The 21,118-nt window shown below is 70.0% G+C and carries 23 protein-coding genes; 12 read left to right on the top strand and 11 right to left on the bottom strand.

All coding sequences use genetic code 11. The annotated features are described in order from the left end of the window. Positions 1-148: 148 nt before the first annotated feature. A complete protein-coding gene (locus tag AC07OA_RS23680; RefSeq protein ID WP_494666286.1) occupies positions 149-739 on the top strand; it encodes a hypothetical protein in 591 nt (196 codons plus the stop codon). Between the two features lie 9 nt (positions 740-748). Further along, the gene (locus AC07OA_RS23675; RefSeq protein ID WP_494666285.1) at positions 749-2,263 is read left to right on the top strand and encodes a PepSY-associated TM helix domain-containing protein; all 1,515 of its coding nucleotides are present in this window, start codon (positions 749-751) and stop codon (positions 2,261-2,263) included. Here AC07OA_RS23675 and AC07OA_RS23670 read toward each other — a convergent pair. Together AC07OA_RS23670 and AC07OA_RS23665 are read right to left on the bottom strand one after the other, a co-directional pair. Beyond that, positions 2,260-2,895: a glutathione S-transferase family protein gene (locus tag AC07OA_RS23670; protein ID WP_494666284.1), complete on the bottom strand. Its 636-nt coding sequence runs from the start codon at positions 2,893-2,895 to the stop codon at positions 2,260-2,262. The genes AC07OA_RS23675 and AC07OA_RS23670 overlap by 4 nt on opposite strands. A 64-nt stretch (positions 2,896-2,959) precedes the next feature. Continuing rightward, positions 2,960-3,196 carry a DUF2171 domain-containing protein gene (locus AC07OA_RS23665; RefSeq protein WP_494666283.1) on the bottom strand — a complete coding sequence of 79 codons (237 nt, stop codon included), beginning with the start codon at positions 3,194-3,196 and terminating at the stop codon, positions 2,960-2,962. Between the two features lie 183 nt (positions 3,197-3,379). Between AC07OA_RS23665 and AC07OA_RS23660 the strand changes: the two genes are divergently transcribed. From AC07OA_RS23660 to AC07OA_RS23650, 3 genes are all read left to right on the top strand, one after another. Further along, a complete protein-coding gene (locus AC07OA_RS23660) occupies positions 3,380-4,372 on the top strand; it encodes a DUF6807 family protein (RefSeq protein WP_494666282.1) in 993 nt (330 codons plus the stop codon). Positions 4,373-4,375: 3 nt separating this feature from the next. Beyond that, positions 4,376-4,552, top strand: coding sequence for a DUF4169 family protein (locus AC07OA_RS23655; RefSeq protein WP_494666281.1), 177 nt, complete (start codon positions 4,376-4,378; stop codon positions 4,550-4,552). Between the two features lie 87 nt (positions 4,553-4,639). Then, on the top strand, positions 4,640-5,518 hold the full coding sequence (locus AC07OA_RS23650) for an AraC family transcriptional regulator (protein WP_494666280.1): 879 nt from the start codon (positions 4,640-4,642) through the stop codon (positions 5,516-5,518). A gap of 11 nt (positions 5,519-5,529) precedes the next feature. On the opposite strand, the gene AC07OA_RS23645 is transcribed toward AC07OA_RS23650, so the two are convergent. Next, positions 5,530-5,694 carry a hypothetical protein gene (locus AC07OA_RS23645; RefSeq protein ID WP_494666279.1) on the bottom strand — a complete coding sequence of 55 codons (165 nt, stop codon included), beginning with the start codon at positions 5,692-5,694 and terminating at the stop codon, positions 5,530-5,532. A 93-nt stretch (positions 5,695-5,787) separates the two neighbouring features. On the opposite strand from AC07OA_RS23645, the gene AC07OA_RS23640 reads away from it, so the two are divergent. Next, entirely contained in the window at positions 5,788-6,705 is a 918-nt protein-coding gene (locus AC07OA_RS23640; protein WP_494666278.1) for a LysR substrate-binding domain-containing protein, read from the top strand. A 65-nt stretch (positions 6,706-6,770) separates the two neighbouring features. Here AC07OA_RS23640 and AC07OA_RS23635 read toward each other — a convergent pair whose 3' ends face one another. Continuing rightward, positions 6,771-7,547, bottom strand: a complete 777-nt coding sequence (locus tag AC07OA_RS23635) for a Coq4 family protein (protein WP_494666277.1) — start codon at positions 7,545-7,547, stop codon at positions 6,771-6,773. A gap of 129 nt (positions 7,548-7,676) precedes the next feature. Here AC07OA_RS23635 and AC07OA_RS23630 point away from each other — a divergent pair, with 129 nt between their 5' ends. Continuing rightward, positions 7,677-7,892, top strand: a complete 216-nt coding sequence (locus AC07OA_RS23630; RefSeq protein WP_494666326.1) for a ribbon-helix-helix domain-containing protein — start codon at positions 7,677-7,679, stop codon at positions 7,890-7,892. Here the strand turns inward: AC07OA_RS23630 and AC07OA_RS23625 are convergent. Together AC07OA_RS23625 and AC07OA_RS23620 are read right to left on the bottom strand one after the other, a co-directional pair. Beyond that, entirely contained in the window at positions 7,889-8,125 is a 237-nt protein-coding gene (locus tag AC07OA_RS23625; RefSeq protein WP_494666276.1) for a hypothetical protein, read from the bottom strand. The genes AC07OA_RS23630 and AC07OA_RS23625 overlap by 4 nt on opposite strands. An 11-nt stretch (positions 8,126-8,136) precedes the next feature. Then, positions 8,137-8,337: a hypothetical protein gene (locus AC07OA_RS23620; protein WP_494666275.1), complete on the bottom strand. Its 201-nt coding sequence runs from the start codon at positions 8,335-8,337 to the stop codon at positions 8,137-8,139. A 133-nt stretch (positions 8,338-8,470) separates the two neighbouring features. Here AC07OA_RS23620 and AC07OA_RS23615 point away from each other — a divergent pair, with 133 nt between their 5' ends. The 4 genes from AC07OA_RS23615 (at position 8,471) to AC07OA_RS23600 (ending at position 13,105) form a co-directional block, all read left to right on the top strand. Further along, on the top strand, positions 8,471-10,882 hold the full coding sequence (locus AC07OA_RS23615) for an ATP-dependent helicase (protein WP_494666274.1): 2,412 nt from the start codon (positions 8,471-8,473) through the stop codon (positions 10,880-10,882). Continuing rightward, complete coding sequence (locus AC07OA_RS23610; RefSeq protein ID WP_494666273.1) at positions 10,879-11,382, top strand: MOSC domain-containing protein; 504 nt, start codon at positions 10,879-10,881, stop codon at positions 11,380-11,382. The genes AC07OA_RS23615 and AC07OA_RS23610 overlap by 4 nt, the downstream gene beginning before the upstream one ends. A gap of 45 nt (positions 11,383-11,427) precedes the next feature. Then, a complete protein-coding gene (locus AC07OA_RS23605; RefSeq protein WP_494666272.1) occupies positions 11,428-12,177 on the top strand; it encodes an exonuclease domain-containing protein in 750 nt (249 codons plus the stop codon). A 73-nt stretch (positions 12,178-12,250) separates the two neighbouring features. Next, positions 12,251-13,105: an AraC family transcriptional regulator gene (locus tag AC07OA_RS23600; protein WP_494666271.1), complete on the top strand. Its 855-nt coding sequence runs from the start codon at positions 12,251-12,253 to the stop codon at positions 13,103-13,105. Here AC07OA_RS23600 and AC07OA_RS23595 read toward each other — a convergent pair. The 5 genes from AC07OA_RS23595 to AC07OA_RS23575 all read right to left on the bottom strand — a co-directional run bounded on the left by AC07OA_RS23595 (position 13,095) and on the right by AC07OA_RS23575 (position 18,487). Then, positions 13,095-13,658, bottom strand: a complete 564-nt coding sequence (locus AC07OA_RS23595) for a sugar O-acetyltransferase (protein ID WP_494666270.1) — start codon at positions 13,656-13,658, stop codon at positions 13,095-13,097. The two genes, AC07OA_RS23600 and AC07OA_RS23595, sit on opposite strands and share 11 nt — an antisense overlap. A gap of 94 nt (positions 13,659-13,752) precedes the next feature. Continuing rightward, positions 13,753-14,022 (bottom strand): helix-turn-helix domain-containing protein, encoded by a 270-nt coding sequence (locus AC07OA_RS23590; RefSeq protein ID WP_494666269.1) that lies wholly within the window; start codon positions 14,020-14,022, stop codon positions 13,753-13,755. A gap of 105 nt (positions 14,023-14,127) precedes the next feature. Continuing rightward, complete coding sequence (locus tag AC07OA_RS23585; RefSeq protein WP_494666268.1) at positions 14,128-14,559, bottom strand: hypothetical protein; 432 nt, start codon at positions 14,557-14,559, stop codon at positions 14,128-14,130. Positions 14,560-14,667: 108 nt separating this feature from the next. Further along, on the bottom strand, positions 14,668-17,484 hold the full coding sequence (locus tag AC07OA_RS23580; RefSeq protein WP_494666267.1) for an ATP-dependent DNA helicase: 2,817 nt from the start codon (positions 17,482-17,484) through the stop codon (positions 14,668-14,670). Between the two features lie 49 nt (positions 17,485-17,533). After that, on the bottom strand, positions 17,534-18,487 hold the full coding sequence (locus AC07OA_RS23575) for a tetratricopeptide repeat protein (RefSeq protein WP_494666266.1): 954 nt from the start codon (positions 18,485-18,487) through the stop codon (positions 17,534-17,536). A gap of 120 nt (positions 18,488-18,607) precedes the next feature. Here AC07OA_RS23575 and AC07OA_RS23570 point away from each other — a divergent pair, with 120 nt between their 5' ends. Then, positions 18,608-21,100, top strand: a complete 2,493-nt coding sequence (locus tag AC07OA_RS23570) for a ligase-associated DNA damage response DEXH box helicase (protein WP_494666265.1) — start codon at positions 18,608-18,610, stop codon at positions 21,098-21,100. Positions 21,101-21,118 lie beyond the last annotated feature (18 nt).

The raw sequence follows: 21,118 nt of genomic DNA, 5'->3' as shown, positions 1-21,118 counted from the left end.
CAGCCTGGCGGTCGTGGCGCTGCATGCGCGGCGCTCATGAGAACGACTTGCAAGTGCGGCGTCCGAGGCCTAATCAGCCGCAGTCGCTCCCGATCCAGAGGCCTTCAGTGAACCGTTCCGCGCCGACGACGTCCTTCGGATACCAGCCGTGAGCCCCGCCTTGGCCGGTGGGCTGGCCTGGGCCGCCGTGGCGGCCAGCGCCGGCGGCGTGTGGCTGCTGTGGCGGGCGTGGAAGCTCAATCCCAAGCCGCGCGCCGCCCAGATCGCCAGCGGCTGGGCCTTGCTGATCGCCGCCGCCGCCCTGCTCGCCCCCTGGGCCGGCGGGGATCGCGGCGTGGCCATCTCGACCCTGCTGGTCGCCGTGGCCGCCACCGTCTTCATCGTCATCAGCGGCCGCTGGACCCTGCCGCACGGCAAGAAGGCCAAGCCGATCCGCGCCACGGCCGGTGGGGCCGATCCGGGGCAAGGCCCGGCCACGACCTGGCCCCGCACCCTGGCCGCCGTGCTGCTGGCCCTGCCCGCCTCGACCGCCGCCGCCACCGCCGCCGGCGTCGCCCTGGCCGTCTGGACCCCGGGCGCCCCCGCCGACAAGCTGGTCGCCGCCGCCTTCGGCGCGCCCCTGATCCTGGCCGGGGCCATGGTCTGGACCTGCGCCGACCGCAAGCTGCTGCGCACCACGCTCGGCCTGGTCGGCCTGACCGCCGTCTGCGCCCTCGCCGTCGTCCTGCGACCCCAATAGGAGCCCAGCATGGACGCCGCCACGCCTCCCGAAGTCGCCGCCCCCAAAAGCAAGGATGGGCCCGAGCCCGCCAACCGCCCGTCGATCTGGCCCAAGGTTCCGCCCGCCTTCGTGCGCACCGTGCTATCGGGCCACTCGGGCCTGGGCCTGGTCGCCGCCGCCCTGATCTACATCGTCTGCCTGTCGGGCACGGTCGCGGTCTTCATGAACGAGCTGAAGCTCTGGGAAGAGCCCGCCGTTCCCACCCTGACCCACGCCAGCCCGCAGGCCGTCCAGACCTTCGCCGAGGGTCTGACCAAGGCTCACCCCAAGGCCGGCGTCGTCTACATGGTGCTGCCCACGCCCGACCTGCCGCGCCTGCACGCCTATGTCGGCGAAGAGGTGTTCGTGGCCGACGCCCAAGGCCGGATCGTCGGCGAGGCCGGCGCGCCGTGGGTGCATTTCCTCGAGCACCTGCACATCTATTTGCACCTGCCCGAAACCGTCGGCCTGATCGTGGTGGGGCTGGTTGGCGCGGCCCTGACCGGCCTGATCGTCTCCGGCTTCCTGGCCCACCCGAAGATCTTCCGCGACGCCTTCGCCTTCCGCTGGGCCGGCGCCAAGCGGCTGTCCCAGGCCGACCTGCACAACCGCCTCAGCGTCTGGGGCGCGCCGTTCCACCTCGTGGTGGCCTGGACCGGGGCCTATATCGGCCTGGCCAGCCTGCTGCTGTTCGCCGTGGCCGGGGTGACGACCAAGGGCGACATCGCCAAGGTCACAGCCCCGATCTACGGCAGCGTGCCCAAGGCCGACCCTACGCCCGCCCCCTTCCCCGACCTGGCCAAGGCCATGGCCTGGTTCGACGGCAAGACCGACCTGGAGCCGGCCCTGATCTCGCTGACGGGCCTGGGCACCAAGGGCCAGCTGGTCGAGTTCAACGCCGCCATGCCCAAGCGCCTGGTCTATGCCGAGCGCTACACCTTCGACGCCCAGGGCGCCATGACCGGCACGCTGGGCCTGTCGAGCGACGGCATCGGCAAGCAGATCTTCGCCTCGTCCTATCCGCTGCACTTCGGCTCGTTCGGCGGCCTGCCGGTCAAGATCGCCTACGGCCTGCTGGGCGTGGCGCTGTGCGTGGTGACCAGCAGCGGCGTGACCATCTGGCTGACCCGCCGCCGCGATCGCGGCCGCCCGGCGCCGCGCCTGGAAAAGGCCTGGGCCGCTGTCGCCTGGGGCTGCGCCTTCACCTTGACCCTGTCGGCGGCCCTGCTGCTGACGTTCAAGGTCCCGCCGGAGTGGACCTTCTGGGCGCCGCTGGCCGTGCTGATCGCCGCCGCGGTGGCGGTGAAGGACGCGCGGTTCTGGACCGTGGGCCTGCGGGTCGCCACCAGCGCGACCCTGGCCGTGCTGGTCCTGATCCATGTCGTCAAGTTCGGCGGCCTGGCGTTCGGCGGCGTGGCCCTGGGCGTCAACCTGACCCTGCTGATCCTGGCCGCCGTGATCGCGCCGTGGCGCCGGCCGCTGGCCCGGACCGAAGCGGCCTAGCCGTCGATCCAGTCGGTCAGGCCCTCGCGGGCGTGGACCTCGCGCAACGACGGCATGGCCCGCATGATCGTGAGATAGCGGGCGATGTTCGGCCAGACCGTGGCGGGCTTGGGCAGGTTGCGCGACCAGCGCATCAGCATGGTGGCCAGGAAGTCCAAGGCCGAAAGCCGCTCGCCCAGCATGTAGGGCCCGGCCGCCAGTTGGGCGTCGACGCGGTCCCAGACCGCTTCGATCCGCGCCTGGGCCGCCGCCTTGACGGCCTCGGCATTGGCCTCGCCGGCAGGCTCGTGCGGGTAGTACCAGGCCCGGAAGCTCGGCATCAGCGCGTTGGCCAGATAGACCATCCACTGCAGATAAGCCGCCCGCGCGGGCGCGCCGGGCGCGGGCGCCAGCCCCCGCTCGGCGTGGCGCTCGGCCAGCAGCATCAGGATCGCCGTGCTTTCCAGCACCGGCGCGCCGTCGACGATCAGGGTCGGCACCACGCCGCCCGGATTGAGCTTCAGATAGTCGGGATGCTTCTGGCCGCCGGTCTCGATGTCGGTCAGCACCAGTTCGAACGGAACGCCCAGCTCGATCAGCATCCAGTGCACCGCCAGGCTGGCCGTGCTGGGGCTGTAATAGAGCTGGTACATGCGAAAGATCCCTCACCCGTTGCCGGGCGAGGGATCGGTCAGCATCGCGGGACTGTCAATCGCGCTAGTGCTTCTCGCGCCACTGGGCCTTGGCGTCGTCCTTGGTCAGGGTCAGGTGCACGCCGTCCTCGTCCACGTGGTCGACCCAGGTGATCGGGATCAGGTGGTGCTTGAGGCCGCCGCCCAGGTCCAGCTTGGCCAGTTCGATCTCGCCGCCGACCACATGGTCGACGCGGCCGACATGGCCGCCGTCCGAGCCGACCACTTCCAGATGTTCGCGGATTTCCGAGGGATTGATCATCGCCGTGCTCCTTGTTGGCGTTTCGCAAGGCACAACGGCCAGGCCCATGGCGCGGTTTCGAGAGACTTGCCGAGAAAGAACGTTCCCGTTACGTTCATGCTGAAGTTGCAATTTGACTTGGGCGCTCGCCCTGATATCAATAGTAAGTGAACGCTCACACTTTTCTCGGAACGGATTTACTGGATGATCAGACCGCTGGCCGCCGCCCTGGTGCTGCTTACCGCTTCCACCGCCTCGGCCCAGACCGTCGAGAGTGCGCCGCCCGCGCCTGTCGTGGCGTCGACTCCTGAAACCCCGGCCGCGCCGGCCGCCACGCCCCTGCCCCGTGTCGACGCGGTGTTCGCGCCCGACGGCGTGACCATCACCGACGGCGGCAAGAGCGTGCTGTTCTACCGCACCACCGCCGCCGACACCCGTGAGCCGGGCCGGCTGAACTACGTCCACCCGATCTACGCGCCCGACGGAACCGTGCTGACCGAGGACCGTCCGGCCGACCACCTGCACCAGCGCGGGGCGTTCTGGAGCTGGCACCAGGTGATCGTCGACGGCAAGAACGTCGCCGACGGCTGGTTCATGAAGGGCCTGACCTTCCATGTCCGCGAAAAGCGCTTCAAGAGCGACAGCTCCGGCGGCGGGACCCTGGTGGTCAACGCCGACTGGATCGTCAATTCGGCGCCGGAAGTGAACTATGTGGCGCGCGAAACCACCAAGGTGCGGGTCTACGCCCTCAAGGACGGCGCGCGACGGATCGACTTCGACACCGTGATCACCGCCCGCAGCGACACCCTCGCCCTGGGCGGCAGCGACGACGCCAAGGGCTATGGCGGCTTCTCCGTGCGGCTGATCAAGCCCGACCGGCTGAACTTCGGCTCGGGCGGCAAGACCGTGACCCCCGCCGTCACGCCGGTCGAGGCGGGCAAGTCGATGGGCTTTGCCTGGACGCCCGGCGAGGGTTCGCCGGCCTGGACCGTAGGCCTGGCCTGCAAGGCCAACGGCGCGCCGATCACCCAGTGGATCCTGCGCAAGGAACTGTCGATGCAGAACTGCGTCTTCCCGGGCCGCGCGCCGTTCGTGCTGAAGAAGGACCAGACCCTGCGCCTGCAGTCGACCCTGATCATCCGGCCTGCTACGCCTGCCCCTGCTACGCCCGCCAAGGCGCCGACCAAGAAGGGCTGACCGATGGCCGAGATCCTCAACCTGAACCAGGCCCGCAAGGCCAAGGCCAAGACCGACGCCAAGACCAAGGCCGCCGAGAACCGCGCCAAGTTCGGCCGCACCAAGGCCGACAAGGCCTTGGACTCCGCCCGCGCCGACAAGCTGAAACGCGAGCTGGACGGCGCCAAGCGCGAGGACTGAGTCCGGCCCCCTCTCCAAACCGCAAGATCGGTCGAGCGTGAAGGGTCCCCGCGCGCCTAGTTGAGAGCGCCACGAGGGACGAGGACGATGACGACGGCGCTAGATCACTACCATGCCCGGATGCGGAGGGTGCTGGACCACATCGACCAGCATCTGGACGACGATCTGGACCTGGAGGCGGTCGCCGGCGTCGCGGCGTTTTCCAAGTTCCATTTCCATCGACAGTTCAAGGCGACCTTCGGGGTCTCGCTGCACCGCTACGTCCAGCTGGCCCGCCTGCAACGGGCTTCCAAGCGGCTGGCCGATGTGCAGGGGCAGAGTGTCACCGACATCGCCCTGGACGCCGGCTACGAGACGCCCGACGCCTTCGCCCGCGCCTTTCGGCAAAGGTTTCAGCAGTCGCCGTCCAGTTTCCGGAAATCGCCCGATTGGGTCCCGTGGCTCCAGGCCTTCAAGCCTCTCAACATTGCCAGGAGCAAGCTCATGCAGACGACCTTCACCCCCGACCAGGTGACCCTCCGCGACGTCGCCTCCACCCGCGTGGCGATCTTCGAGCACCGGGGCGATCCCGAGACCCTCGACGCCACCATCCAGCGCTTCATCGCCTGGCGCAAAGCCGCCGGGATGTCGCCGAAGACCAATCCGACCTTCAACATCTGGCATTCCGAGCGCCGCCCCGCCGATCTCGCCGACTACAGCATGGACCTCTGCATCGGCCTCGGCGCCGGCCAGTCGGTCGAGGGGGATGAAACGGTCAAGGCCGGCGAGATCCCCGGCGGGCGCTGCGCGGTGCTGCGGGTGACCGGCGACACCCACAATCTCGAGCCCGCCGCCCTCTACCTCTACCGCGACTGGCTGCCGGCCAGCAGCGAGGAGATGCGCGACTTCCCGATCTACTGCCAGCGCTTCTTCTTGGACGAGCCCGAACAGGGCACGGCGGCGGAGCTGTTCCTGCCGCTGAAGTAGGCGCGGTCGCCCTAACGCGGGGCCAGGTGGCGGCGCGGCGCCGTCCGCTTGGCCTCGGCCGCCTGGACCCGCGCCCGGCGGACCAGCCCGGCCCGGCGCCGCGCCACCAGCTCCTGAAGCGCCAGCACCCAGCCGAACGTGGTTTCCTTATGGGTCTTGAGGACTTCGTCCATCATCGTCGCCTTCCTTGGCATTCAACGACGAGGAATTTCCGCCTTCACCCTATGGATGACAAACGCGGCCTCCTTGGGTAATCATAAGCTTTACTTATGGCCGACATCCTCGCGACCCTGCCGCTCAGCGCCATCCGCATCTTCGAGGCCGCCGCGCGCCTGAAGAGCTTCACCCGCGCCGCCGACGAGCTGGGCGTCACCCAGGCGGCGGTCAGCTGGCAGGTGAAGGCCCTGGAGCAGCGCCTGGACCAGGCGCTGTTCGTCCGCCTGCCCCGTGAGGTGGCCCTCACCCCCGCCGGCGAGCGCCTGTCGCGGGCGGCCAGCGAGGCCATGAGCCTGCTGCGCGCGGCGGTGTCCGACCTGGTCGACGCCGAGGAGGGCGTGCTGTCGATCACCACGGTCCAGAGCGTCGGCGGCCATTGGCTGGCGCCGCGCCTGGGCGGCTTCCAGATCGCGCATCCCCGGATCGCGGTGCGCCTGGACGCCTCCAGCCGGGTCGTGGACCTGCAGCGCGAAAACTTCGACCTGGCCCTGCGCGCCGGCTCGGGCGAGTGGCCGGGTCTGGAGGCGCACTTCCTGATCCCCTCGGCCCAGACCGTGCTGTGCACCCCGGCCCTGCTGGAGCGGATCGGCGGCCTGGCCACGCCGGCCGACGTGCTGCGCGCGCCGCGCATCGGCGCGCCGAACTTCTGGGCGGCGTGGTTCGAGGCCGCGGGGGTCGACGTCCAGGACGACCACGCCCCGCCCCGCCTCTCGGCAGACGCCCAGGCGCTGGAAGTGGCCTCGGCCCTGGCCGATCAGGGCTTGTCCCTGGGCTCGCCGATCTTCTTCGCCCAGGAGATCGCCCAGGGCCGGCTGGTCGCCCCGTTCGACATCGTCGCCCGCTTCGGGGGCGGCTACTGGCTGGCCTATCCGAGCGAGCGACGGCGCGTGCGCAAGATCGCCGCCTTCCGCGACTGGGTCCTGGCCCAGGCCGCCGCCGACCCGCTGATCGCCCGCTATCGCGACGCCTAGCCAAAGCGTTTTCGAGCGAAGTGGAAACCGGTTCGCCTGAAGAAAACGCGTAAAAACAAAGAGATCTAAGCGGCGAAACGGTCGCGATATTGCGGCGGAATGGCCTGGTAGGTGGTGTTGGGCGCGATCTTCAGCTGGCGGCGGGCCTCGTCCAGCGGCAGGGCGAACAGGGCCGGATAGTCCACCGCCGGCAGCCAGGCCGCGGCCTTGCCGTTGCGACGCGCCTCACGCACCGCCTGGCCGTAGGGCTGACCCACCTTGGCCTTGCGCATCTGCCGCTCGCCGGCCAGGGCGATGACCGCGAAGCCCAGGCTGCGTGTCTGCTGGTACGAGAACGCCACCACGCACACCTCGCCCAGGGCGTCGGTGCCGTAGCCGGTCAGCACGTGCCAGACGTCGTGCACGTCGCGCATGCGCCGGGCGTACCAGGCCAGCGGGTGGGCGGCGTCGACATCGGCCTCCGGCACCTTGCGGCTCTCCTCGGCGAGGCCCTCGGCCGACAGGCCGCGCGGGGCGATGAAGTCGCGATAGGCCGCGCCGACAGTGCCCGGCGAGAACTGGGCCAACCAGGCGGGGTCCGACAGCCGCTCGGCGAACTCGTCGCGCTCGTAGGCGATGCGGCCGCCCTCCGGCGTGCTCAGCAGGCGGCGGTAGCCCCGGGGGATCGCGCGGCCCGAGAGCGCCCGCATGATCTCGAACACCTGGGCGGTGTCTTCCTTGTCGGCGATGAGGCGCCGGACGGCCTTGAACGCCCGCAAAGGCTGCAGGTTGAAGGCGTCGCGACGGTTCCGCATCGGTTGGCGGACCTTTTGCTCACCAAACCCTTGCGTGGCTGCGATCATCGGGCATGCTCCTGCTGCGCCCCTAAAGATGACATGGCGTCATCTTTATTCAAGGGGAATTCAGCGACGCCCGATCCGCGACATGCGTTCAGAAACATGGAAGCGGGCCGCAACCTGGGGACGGGCATGATGGGCAGTCTGAAGAAACGTTCGATAAACCTGGCCGGCCACGCGACCTCGCTGGCCCTGGAGCCCGAGTTCTGGACCGTGCTGCAAGGGGCGGCCAGCGCCGACCGCATCAGCATCGCCAGCCTGATCCAACGCATCGACGCCGGTCGCGGCGAGCGGCCGCTGGCCTCGGCCTGCCGCGTCTATGCCCTGCTTCACGCGCAGGCGGGCGCTTAACCGTCGGCGGCGACGCCCGGACCGGGCTTGGGCAAGGGCACGGGCGCCGGATCGGCCCCGCGCTTGGGCAGGCCCGGCGCGGCGGGCAACCGCATCGCCAGGTCCGACGACTTCACGGACAGCAAACCCGAGCGCCAACCGCCGATCACCAGGACGGCGATCAGCAGCAGCACGCCCAGCAGGGTCAGCCCCGCCAGGCCCACGTGCTGCGGCCGAAGGTCGTGACGCGCCATCGCGCCCTCCCCTAGCCGGCCGGCTTGGGCGCGTCCGGAACCTTGGGCGCGTCCAGCTGCGGCGCTTTCACGTTGATGTCGACGCTCTTCTTCTGGGTCATGCCGCCGGTGAAGACGAAGAAGGCGATCACCGCCACGACCACCACCAGGGCGCCGATGATGAACGCCAGACCCGTATTGCCGCCCCCGCTCGTATTGGAACCTTCAGCCACTGTGTTCTCCCGCGTTTCCATCCCCGCCGAACAAACGGGAGGCGTCGGGCGAGGTTCCGGCGCGGGCGCGCCCTAACCGCGACGGATGGGCGCGAGGGCTTAAGCCCGGCGAACTTTGTGCTACATATGTTCCATGTCTCAAGGCTTCGACTCAACCCCGCCCTTCGGCGATTTCCCCGGCGACCTCCCCGCTCCGCGCATTTCCGACCTGGCCCGCCCGCGCGGGCCCGAGGGCCATGCCGTCGCCAACTATCTGGACGGGCTGAACCCCGAGCAGCGCGCGGCCGTCGAGGCCACCGAGGGCCCGGTGCTGGTCCTGGCTGGCGCGGGCACGGGCAAGACCCGCGTCCTGACCACCCGCCTGGCCCACATCCTGGCCACCGGCCGCGCCCGCCCGTGGGAGCTGCTGGTCGTCACCTTCACCAACAAGGCCGCCCGCGAGATGCGCGAGCGGATCACCCACATCATCGGCGACGAGGCCGAGGGCCTGCGCTGGCTGGGCACCTTCCACTCGGTGGCCGCCCAGATCCTGCGCCGCCACGCCGAGCTGGTGGGGCTGAAGTCCAGCTATACGATCATCGACACCGACGACCAGGAACGGCTGCTGAAACAGCTGATCGAGGCCGAGAACATCGACGCCAAGCGCTGGACGCCCCGCGCCCTGGCCGGGCTGATCGACACCTGGAAGAACCGCGGCTGGACGCCCGACCGCGTGCCGCAGAGCGAGGCCGGCGAGTTCGCCAACGGCCGGGGCATCACCCTCTACCGCCAGTTCCAGGAGCGGCTGCGCATCCTGAACGCCTGCGACTTCGGCGACCTGCTGCTGCACAACATCACCATCTTCACCAGCAACCCCGACGTGCTGGCCGACTTCCAGCGGCGCTTCCAGTACGTGATGGTCGACGAGTACCAGGACACCAACGTCGCCCAGTACCTGTGGCTGCGCCTGCTGGCCCAGGGCCGCCAGAACGTCTGCTGCGTGGGCGACGACGACCAGTCGATCTACGGCTGGCGGGGCGCGGAGGTCGACAACATCCTGCGCTTCGAGCGCGACTTCCCGGGCGCCAAGGTCATCAAGCTGGAGCGCAACTACCGCTCCACCGAGCACATCCTGGCGGCGGCGGCGGGGCTGATCAATTCCAACAAGAGCCGCCTGGGCAAGACGCTCTGGACCGAGGAACAGGGCGGCGAGAAGGTCAAGGTCAGCGGCGTCTGGGACGGCGAGGCCGAGAGCCGGATGGTCGCCGACGAGATCGAGAAGGCCAAGCGCGCCGGCCGCAAGTACAGCCACATGGCCATACTGGTGCGCGCCTCGTTCCAGATGCGGGCCTTCGAAGAGCGGTTCGTGATGCTGCAGATCCCCTACAAGGTGGTCGGCGGCCCGCGCTTCTTCGAGCGCGCCGAAATCCGCGACGCCCACGCCTATCTGCGCCTGATCCAGTCACCCGACGACGACCTGGCCTTCGAGCGGATCGTCAACACGCCCAAGCGCGGCATCGGCGACACCTCGGTGCAGAAGCTGCTGCAGATCGCCCGGCTGGAGGGGATTTCCACGGTCGAGGCGGCGCGAGTGATCATCGGCGGCGACGACCTGCCGGCTCGCACCCGCACGGCGCTTTCCAACTTCCTGCGTGATCTCGACCGCTGGCGCCAGCAGGCCACGGTGATCCCGCACCAGCGCCTGCTGGAGCAGGTGCTGGAGGAGAGCGGCTATACCGACGCCCTGCGCCTGGACAAGGGTCCCACCAGCCAGACGCGGCTGGAGAACCTGAAGGAACTGGTCCAGTCGATGAGCGCCTTCGACACGCTGGAGGCCTATCTGGAGCACGTGTCGCTGGTCATGGACCTGGACAAGGGCGCCGGCGACGACGCGGTCTGGATCATGACCCTGCACTCGGCCAAAGGGCTGGAGTTCCCGCTGGTCTTCCTGCCCGGCTGGGAGGAAGGCGTCTTTCCCAGCCAGCGCAGCATGGACGACAAGGGCGAGAAGGGCCTCGAGGAGGAGCGGCGCCTGGCCTATGTGGGCATCACCCGCGCTCGCGAGGAGGCGCGGATCAGCTTCGTGGCCAACCGCCAGGTCTATGGCCGCTGGACGTCGCAACTGCCCTCGCGGTTCGTCGACGAACTGCCCCTGGCCCACGTCGATGCGGCCTCGGAGACCGGCTATTACGGCGGCGGTCCGGGCATGCAGCAGACGGTGTCGTCGCGCTGGGACGATCCTGGCACCAGCACCTTCACCGCCGGCAGCTACGACAGCCCCGGCTGGAAGCGCGCCCAGGACCGGGCCTCCGGCTTCGGCGAGCGTCCGACGCCGACCTGGCGAGCCGGTGGTTCGGCCGCCCGCGCCGCGCCCATCGAGGGCGAGGGCCGGCTGGTGGCGGTCTCGGCGAGTTCGGCCGCCAGCGCCTACAAGCGCGGCGACCGGGTGTTCCACGTCAAGTTCGGCTACGGCAAGGTCACGGGCGTCGAGGGCAACAAGCTGTCGGTGTCGTTCGACAAGGCCGGCGACAAGAAGGTGATCGACAGCTTTGTGGAAAAGGCGTGAGCCGGGGTCTCAACCCCGACTCTCCCCTGGCCCGGCTGATGGCCGCTCCCATGCGGCCGGGCGTGGTGTCCTGGATCGGTGTGCGGCCCGCCCGCAAGGCGCCGCTGACCGCGCTGGACGCCGTCGACATCACCCGTGAAGCCGGACTGGTCGGCGACCACTATGCCGGCAAACCGGGCGGCAAGCGCCAGGTCACCCTGATCCAGGCCGAGGACCTGGCCGCCATCGCCGGCTATCTCGACCGTCAGGTCACGCCGGACGACCTGCGCCGTAATCTCGTGGTCTCGGGCATCAACCTGCGCGCCCTGAAGGACCGCCGCTTCCAGGTCGGCGCGGCGGTGCTGGAAGCCACCGACGACTGCCACCCCTGCAGCCGCATGGAGTCCATCCTCGGCCCCGGCGGCTACAACGCCGTGCGCGGCCATGGCGGGATCACCGCGCGGGTGATCGAGGGCGGCGCGGTCCGCCTCGGCGACGCGGTGACAGCGCTGGACGCCTAGGTCGCGCGTTTGGATCGGGACCCGCCCGCGCCCATATCCCTTTCCATGCTTCCACCTCGCGTCCGCGTCATCGATCTGGAGACCGCCGGAAACGGCCCCCACGACGTCTGCGAGATCGGCTGGCAGGACGTCGTGCAGGGCCCCGATGGCCTCTGGCGCATCGACGAGGAACGCGGGGCGCGGCTGGTCAATCCCGGCCGCCCGATCACGCCCGAGACCATGGCGGTCCATCACATCCTCGACGCCGACGTGGCCGGCGCGCCGTTCTGGAAGGATGTCGCCGGAGAGATTCTCAAGCCCGCCGGCGGCGTCCAGGCCCTGGCCGCTCACCGCGCGGCCTTCGAGCAGCGCTACTGCACGCCGAGGTTCACGGGCGGCGCGCCCTGGATCTGCACCTGGAAATGCGCCCTGCGGCTCTGGCCCCACCTGACCGGTTTCTCCAACCAGATGCTGCGCTACCAGCGCATGCCCGAAGGCCTGGTCCACGAATTAGGCCTGCCCGCCCACCGCGCCCTGCCCGACGCCTATGTCACCGCCCATCACTTGCGCGACATGCTCAACGAGGCCTCGCTGGAGCAGCTTCTGGCCTGGAGCCTAGAGCCGGGCCTGCTGGTGCGCGTCCCGGCCGGACCCGAGCGCGGCAAGGCCTGGGACCGCGTCGGCGCCGAAGCGCTGCAAGACCTGGCCCGGGACCGCGACATCAATGTCCGCTTCAGCGCCGAGACCGAACTGCGCCGACGGGGCGAAGCCTTGGAGCCCGAAGTGATCATGCCCGCCCAGCGAACCTTGCTCTGAGCGCAATCGCGATCAAATGAGCTTCCGGCGGGCGCGCTATTCAGGCCGCACGCTTCGTCGCGAGACCCGCCCCATGAATCCCGTCCAGCAGGCCATCTGGTTCATCGAAAACCACGGCGCCAAGCCGATCGGCCTGGACGACGTGGCCAAGGCCGGCGGCGTCTCGCGCTTCCACATGTCCCGCGCCTTCGCGGTCGCCACCGGCTGGCCGGTGATCGGCTATCTGCGCGCGCGGCGGCTGACGGAGGCGGCGCGGCAGCTGGCCAACGGGGCGCCCGACATCCTGTCGGTGGCCCTGGAGGCCGGCTACGGCTCGCACGAGGCGTTCACCCGCGCGTTCCGCGATCAGTTCGGGGTCACGCCCGAACAGGTGCGGGCCACGCGCGACCTGGAAACCCTGCCCCTGGTGGAGCCCATCATGCTCGACAGCACGCCCCGCGCCGACCTGCCCCCGCCCCGTTTCGAGGACGGGCGTCCTCTCCTGCTCGCCGGGATCCTCCAGCGCTGCGACACCGCCGACGGCGGCGCCAGCATCCCCAGCCAGTGGCGACGCCTGGTTCCCTATCTGGGCCACATCCCGGGCCAGGTCGGCGGCGACCTGGCGGACGTCACCTACGGCGTCTGCACCAACGGCGACGACCACGGCAATTTCGACTATCTGGCCGGGGTCGAGGTCGAAGCCTTCTCCGACCTGCCGGCCGAGTTCTCGGCCCTGCGCGTGCCCGCCCAGCGCTACGCCGTGTTCCGCCACGCCGACCACATCTCCAAGATCCGCACCACCATGCACGCCATCTGGACGGTGTGGCTGCCGGCCTCCGACTACGCACCGGCGGACGCCCCACTGTTCGAGCGTTATGGGCCGCAGTTCGATCCGCGCACCGGCGAAGGCGGGCTGGAGGTCTGGCTGCCGGTGAAACCTAAGCCTTAGGCGCCCGCACCCGCGCGGGATTGCCCACCACCGTCGCGCCCTTGGGCACGTCGCGGGTGACCACGCTGCCGGCGCCGATGATGGCGTCGTCGCCGACGGTCACGCCCGGCAGGATGATCGAGCCGCCGCCGATCCAGACGTTCTCGCCGATCACGACGGGCCGCGAATATTCGATGCCCGTGCGGCGCTCGACCGGATCGCGCGGGTGCTCGGCGGTATAGATCTGGACGTGCGGCCCGATGGTGGTCGCCGCCCCGATGGTCACCTTGGTGACGTCCAGGATCACGCAGCTGAAGTTGAGGAACACACCCTCGCCGACGGAGATGTTGTAGCCGTAGTCGCAGTGAAACGGCGGGCGGATGCTGACCCGCGCGCCGACGTCCGCGAACAGTTCACCCAGTAGAGCGTGGCGCTCGGCCGGCGGCAGGTCCAGAGCGTTGTAGCGGCCCATCCAGGCCACAGCGGCCTCGTGGTCGGCCATCAGCTCCGGATCGATGGGACTGTAGAGATCGCCCGCGATCATGCGCTGCTTGTGGGTGCGGACGTCGGTCACGAGGCGAAAGGCTCCTTGGTCGCCTCCTCCATGCCAGACGCAGCCCCCGGCGACAAACCCCGGCGGCCTCAGATCGCCGGGGCGTGGCGGGGGCCTAGGCCCGCTCCAGCGCCTCGCGCACCACGTCCGGCGCATGGTCGATGACCCGCAGATAGGCGGTCAGGGCCGTATCGGGCCGTGCCTGGCCCAGCTCCAGCGCCGCCAACAGGTCGACCGGAATGCAGAAGGCCCGAGCAAACTCGTCCTGCGAGAGGCCGCTGCGCCAGCGCACACCCTGCACCAGGGCGCGAGCCGAGCGAGCGTGACCGGGATCGGCCTGTTCGTCCACGGCCAGGTCGCTGGCGGCGGTCTGGGATCTGGTCATGCTTACGCTCCTGCACTCCATCCCCCGGCACGAGGGTCTAGACGGCTTGCGTTGCAGGAATTCGACGGCAATGCGTCGGCGAGACGACTCTTCGGCGGCGACGGCCTATTTCGGAGTTTGGCCGGCCAGGGCGCGCGCCCGGGCCTCGACGGCGTCGACGCCCTTCAGGGGATCGCCGGCCGCTTCCAGGATCTGGTTGAACTGCCGCAGGTCCTTGGTGGTGATCTTCTGGACACCCTTGTCCTTGGCCCATTCCAGCCCGATCAGCTGGCCCAGGCGGCAGGCCTTGGGCAGCAGCGCCGGCTGCTCGGCCGGACCGCCCTTGGCTAGCAGCTTGCCGACGATGTCGTTCCAGTTGGGCGAGCCGGGGAAGCACAGGGCCAGGTGATCGCAGGTCCCCGTCCAGAACCGCTTGTACCAGCGCAAGTGCTCGTCGGTGTCGAAGCGCAGGCTGTCGGTCGACTTGACCACGGTGCGGCAATCGAAGCGCACGAACTCGCCCGCCCGCGCTACGGGCGCCGTCGCCAATACAGCCATGGCCGCGAACGCGACCCATCCTCTACGCAAAGCCACCGATATCCCCGAAAACCGACCGATCGCACCGTCTTCAAGCGGCGCTGTATCGAAAGACTGTCCGATCCCTGATTAAGACCGATCTGTCGACAAAAATGCGGCGGTGGCCTCGATCGCTTCCACAAGACTGACGCGTTCGATCGTCACGCCCTCGGGCAGGCTGGAAAACAGGCGGGTCGGGGCGGCGGCGTCCAGCATCACGAAAACCCCCCGGTCGTCGGCCCGGCGGATCAGGCGGCCGAAGGCCTGGCTGATCCGGGCGCGGGCGGTGGAGTCGTCGTAGCCCTTGCCGCCGAACCGCGCGCGACGAGCCTTGTGCAGCACGTCGGGACGCGGCCAGGGCACGCGGTCGAAGACCAGCAGGCGCAGGGACCGGCCCGGCACGTCGATGCCGTCGCGGATGGCGTCAGTGCCCAACAGGCAGGCGTCCTCCTCGGCGCGGAAGATGTCGACCAGGGCCCCGGCCTCCAGCGGATCGACGTGCTGGGCGTAGAGGGCCAGGCCGTTGTCGGCCAGGGGCGCGGCGATCCGCTCGTGCACGGCCTTGAGCCGGCGGATGGCGGTGAACAGGCCAAGCCCGCCACCGCCCGAGGCCAGGAACAGCTCGCGCATCGCCGCCGAAACCTGGCGAGGATCGTCCTTGCCGACGTCGGTGACCACGAAGGCCTTGGCGTTGTTCTCGTAGTCGAAGGGCGAGACCAGGCGCAGCACCTTGGGCGTCTGCGGCAGGCGGGCCGCGCCCGTGCGCATCTCGGCCAGGGCGAAGGGGTCCTCCAGCGCCGGGTCGGTCAGGGTGGCGCTGGTCACCAGCACGCCGTGGGCGGGGCTGAGGACGGCGGCGCGCAACGGCTCGGTGGGATCCACCCAATGGCGGCGGCAGGCGGCGTCGACCACCCGGCCGTACAGGAACGTGGCCTCGAACCAGTCGACGAACTCCGGATCGTCCTCGGCGTCCTCGTCGATGGCCTTCAGGATCGAGCGCCAGGCCGGCAGGGTCATGCGGGCACGGCGATCCAGGCCGCGCAGCGCGCCCTCGATCCGCGCGCGTTCGCCGGTGGGCAGGCTGTCGGCCTCCTCGTCCAGCACGTCTTCCAGGTGGCGTGCCAGGGCCAGCAGCGGGGCCTCAATGGCGGCCAGGGCCTTGGCGGCCTCGCCGGCCCGCTCGCGCACCAGGTCGATGGCCGGCCGGGCGGCGCATTGCAGCCCCTGCTCGGCCGCACCGGGACGGTCGGTGACTCGCGCCCGCAGCTGTTCAATGACCGAGACCAGGTAGGTCTCGATGGGGCCGATCGGATTGACCTGTCCGTCGGGCGGGGCGATGCGGCCCGACCAGCCCTCGCCCGGCAGGGCGGCGGCGGCCTGGAGGGCGGCGTTCAGGGCGCCGCGCGCGCCTTCCCGCTCGCCGATGATGTCCAGCAGCCGGGCCTCCAGCCCCCTGCCCCGTCGTCCACGCCCTTCGGGACCACGCAGCCAGCGGCGCAGCTCGGCGGCCTCCGCGCCCGACAAGGCTGCCGAAAAGGCGCTGTCGGCGGCGTCGAACAGGTGGTGGCCCTCGTCGAAGACGATGCGTTTCAGCGAGGTGGTCTCGTTGTCGCCCTTCAGCCCCCGCGCCGCCCGGGCGCCGTCGAAGGCCGCCTGGCTCAGCACCAGGGCGTGATTGGCGATGACGATGTCGGCCCGCTTGGAGGCCCGCACGGCCTTTTCGATGAAACAGACGCGATAGTGCTGGCAGCCGGCGTGGATGCACTCGCCGCGCCGGTCGACCAGGTTGGCGGGGCCGGCCTGGGCCGAGGGCGGGATGGCGAACAGGGTCGGCAGCCAGGCCGGGAAGTCGCCGCCGGTCATGTCGCCGTCACGAGTGGCCCGCGCCCAGCGAGCGGCCAGGCCCAGGCCGATCAAGTCGCCGTTGCCCAGCTGGGCGGTGTTGACCTGCTCCTGGAAGTTCAGCAGGCAGATGTAGTTCTCGCGCCCTTTGCGGACCACCGCCTTGCGGGCGCGAACCAGCGGATCGGGATAAATCGAGTGGCTCTCGCGCTCGATCTGGCGCTGCAGCGCGCGGGTGTAGGTGCTGACCCACACCGCCGGACCGTTCATCTCGGCCCACACCGAGGCCGGGGCCAGATAGCCCAGGGTCTTGCCGACCCCCGTGCCGGCCTCGGCCAGCATCATGTGAGGCTCGCCCTCCCGCTCGCGCGGGGCGAAGGCGAAGGCGGCTTCGCGGGCGAAGGTGTCCTGGGCCTCGCGCACCTCGTCCAGGCCCGAGCGATGCAGCAGCTCCTTCAGACGTTCGCTGGCGCGCTCAGGATCGACGGGACGGCTGCCGGGCTCGCCGACCGGGGCTTGATCCTCCCACTCGGTGGCCCGGGCCCAGACGTCCAGGCCCGAGCTGCGGAACTGGTTGCCCACCGGGGCCGAGCGCAGGGCGCCGACCACCGCCGGTCCCCACGACCAGCCGGCCCGGGCCAGGGTCTCGGCCACGGCCAGGGCCTCTTCCCGCGACGGCCGAGGCGTCAGCGACAGCTCGTGCAGCAGGGCGGCGGCGGCGTCGCGCAGGGTCTGGGCCTGGGCGGACGCGCCCTTGGGCTCGGGCAGGCCCAGGGCCGTGGCCAGGCCCACCGCCGACGGCGCGCAGAAGGTCGCGGGCCGGGTGAAGACATAGAGCTCCAGCACGTCGAACACGCCGCGCCCGCGGGCCGGGGCATGGATGTTCAAGCGCTTGGCGGTCATCGAGGCGTGGGCGACCAGCACCGGACCGTATTCGAACAGGTCGCGGGCGTCGGGCGTGCGCAGCACCCGCCCCTCGCCCGAACCGTCGGCCACGCCGGCGCGCGGGCCGGGCAGCACCACCAGGGCGGGCGCGAGATCGAGGGCAGGAATCTGTGCGGTCACGCGTCCTTTTAGCGGATCGTCGACCGAAACGGAACGGGAACGATCCGCCCTAGGCGATCGGGGTTTCCGACGAGCCGCCTTCCAGACGCTCGACGGCGTCTTCCGCCGCCTCGGCCACGTCGTTGTCGTCGCTCTCGGAGGCCACGCGATAGAGCTGGGCGGCCTTGAACCGGCTGGCCTTCACGCCCTCGCCGTCCTCGTACATCTGGCCCAGGTGGTAATAGGCCGACAGGTTGCCGCTCTTGGCCGAGCGAGCGTACCAGGTCAGGGCCTGTTCCAGATCGACCGCCACGCCCTCGCCGTCGTGATAGATCAGCGCCACATTGGCCATGGCCACGGCCAGGCCCTGGTCGGCCGCCGTCTGGTACAACTTCAGCGCCGCGGCCTTGTCGACCGCCACGCCGTAGCCCTGCAGGAAATAGGTCCCAAGGTCGTTGATCGCGTCGACCGAGCCGGCCTCGGCGGCCTTGCTCATCCAGGCCATGGACAGGGCCTCGTCTTCGCCCACGCCCTGCCCCATCTGATAGGCCAGGGCCAGCTTGTACATGCCGCCCTCGTCGCCGCCGGCGGCGGCCACGCGATACCACCCCACGGCCTGGGCGATGTCCTCGGCGTTGGTCTCGTAGACGAGGCCGGCGTTGTAGGCGCCCAGGGCGTCGCCCTTGGCGGCGGCGGCCGTGTAGAGCGAGAGAGCCTTGTTCGCGTCCTTGTCCAGGGCCTCGCCCTCGAAATAGAGGTTGCCCAGGTCGATCATGCAGGTGGTGTCGCCGGCCTTGACCCCCGCCTTCAGCCAGCGGATCGCCGCCTCCACGTCGCGCAGATCGCCCTTGGCGGTGAGATAGTCGTTGGCCAGTTCGTCATAGGCCGAGACGTCGCCCGCCTGGGCGCGGCGCAGTAGTTCGGCTCTCGCGGAGGGCAGATGAGCGCCGGGGGCCGCGAAGGCCGGAGCGCCGGTCGCCAGAGCGGCCGCCAGGATCAGGCCCGCCAGGCCAGACTTCGCCATGAGTCCCATGTTCCACGCCCCTCACGCAACAGACCCTTGATATGCCATCCCTTTTCAAACACCGGAAAGCGGCAGGTAGCCGCATGGAAACGGAACGAGAACATGCTATAGGCGTGGGCAATGCTCGCGGCGACCGCCCTTCCTGCACGCTTTGAACAATGGTTCGCCTCGCGCGGCTGGGCGCCCAGGCCGCACCAGCTGGCCATGGTCGAAAAGGGCCGCCAGGGCCGCGACGCCCTGCTGATCGCCCCGACCGGCGGCGGCAAGACTCTGGCGGGCTTCCTGCCCTCGCTGATCGAGCTGTCCGAACGCGCGCCGCGCAACACCCCGGCGGGCGTCCACACCCTCTACATCTCGCCGCTCAAGGCCCTGGCCGTCGATATCGAGCGCAACCTGGCCACGCCGATCCGCGAGATGGGGCTTTCCATCGTGGCCGAAAGCCGCACCGGCGACACCGGCGAGGCCCGCAAGCAGCGCCAGCGCCTGCGACCGCCCGACATCCTGCTGACCACGCCCGAACAGCTGGCGCTGTTCTGCGCCTGGGAGGGCGCGCGGACCTATTTCGAAGACCTCTCCTGCGTGATCATCGACGAGGCCCACGCCATCTGGCCCTCCAAGCGCGGCGACCTGCTGTCGCTGGGCCTGGCGCGGCTGCAGCAGTTCGCGCCGAACATGCGGCGGGTGGGACTGTCGGCGACGGTGGACGATCCGGATCTGGTGCGACGGTGGCTGGGCTACAACGGCAGTCCGACCGATCTAGACCCTCCCCCACAGGGGGAGGATCTGCACTCCGTCGACCTCGTCCTCGGCCAAGGCGGCGCTCAACCCATCGTCGAAGTCCTGGTCTCCGGCGGTCGCGTCCCCTGGGCCGGCCACACGGCCGAGCACGCCATGGCCGAGATCTACGAGATCATCAAAGGCGCCAAGACCGCCCTGGTCTTCGTCAACACGCGCTTCCAGGCGGAGTTCGCGTTCCAGGAACTGTGGAAGCTGAACGACGACGGCCTGGCCATCGCCCTGCATCACGGCAGCTTGGCGGCCGAGCAGCGGCGCAAGGTCGAGGCGGCCATGGCGCGCGGCGAGATCCGGGCCGTGGTCTGCACCTCGACGCTGGACATGGGCATCGACTGGGGCGACGTGGATCTCGTCATCCAACTGGCCGCGCCCAAGGGCGCCTCGCGGATGGTCCAGCGGATCGGCCGCGCCAACCACCGCCTGGACGAGCCCTCGCGCGCCATCCTGGCCCCGGCCAACCGCTTCGAATATCTGGAGTGCCGCGCCGCCGCCGACGCCATCGTGGGCGGACACCTCGACGGCGAGCCGGCCCGCGCCGGCACGCTGGACACCCTGGCCCAGCACATCATGGGCTGCGCGTGCTCCGAGCCCTTCGCCCTGACCGAGCTCTATGACGAGGTCCGCACGGCCGGTCCCTATGCCGACCTGTCGTGGGAGGACTTCGAGACCGTCGTCGACTTCGTCTCGACCGGCGGCTACGCCCTGCGCACCTACGACAAGTTCCGCCGCATCGTGCCAGGCCAGGACGGCCTCTGGCGGGCGCGCAACGCCCAGGCGGTGCTGGCCCACCGAATGAACGTCGGGGCCATCGTCTCGCCGGCCATGATCAATGTGCGGATCGGCGGCGGAAAACGCCCGATGGGCGGCCGCAAGGTGGGAGAGGCCGAGGAAGGCTTCTTCGAAGCCATGGCGCCGGGCGACACCTTCGTGTTCGCCGGTCAGGTCTGGCGGTTCAACAGCCTGGTCGGGGCCGACGCCTTCGTGACCCCCGCCCCGGACAAGGACCCGAAGATGCCCAGCTGGGGCGGCTCGAAGTTCCCGCTGTCGACCTATCTGGCCGGGCGCGTGCGCGAGATGATGCACGACGAGGCCGAGTGGCCCGCCCTGCCGCCGGACGTCCAGGAGTGGCTGAACTACCAGAAGGTCCGCTCGATCATCCCCGAGCGCGACGAGATGCTGCTGGAGACCTATCCGCACGGCAAGCGCTTCCACCTGGTCTGCTATCCGTTCGAGGGGCGCCTGGCCCACACCACCCTGGCCATGCTGCTGACCCGGCGGTTGGACCGGCTGGGCGTGGGGCCGCTGGGCTTCGTGGCCAACGACTACGCCGTGGCCATCTGGGCGCTGAAGCCGATGGATCAGCTGGATCTCGACGAGCTGTTCGCCCAGGACATGCTGGGCGACGACCTGGAGGCGTGGCTGGACGAGAGCTTCCTGATGAAGCGCGCCTTCAAGGCCTGCGCCTTGATCTCGGGCCTGATCGAGCGTCGCCATCCGGGCGCGGAGAAGTCGGGCCGGCAGGTGACCTTCTCGACCGACCTGATCTACGACGTCCTGCGCCGTCACCAGCCCGACCACCTGCTGCTGCGCTGCGCCCGGGCCGACGCGGCCACCAACGCCCTGGACGTGGCGCGGCTGGGCGAGCTGCTGGCGCGGATCGGCGGCGGGCGGATCCGTCACGCGGCCCTGGACCACGTCTCGCCCTTCGCCGTGCCGATCATGCTGGAGATCGGCCGCGAACGCGCCCCGGGCGACGCGGCGGGCGAAATGATCCTGGCCGAGGCCGAGGAAGACCTGATCGCGGAAGCGATGGCGTGATGAGAGTGAGTGAAGCGT

It is taken from the genome of Caulobacter sp. GW821-FHT09B08 (assembly GCF_059418225.1).
The sequence above is the reverse complement of the archived record's forward strand: the minus strand, read 5'-3'. Positions and strand labels throughout refer to the sequence as shown.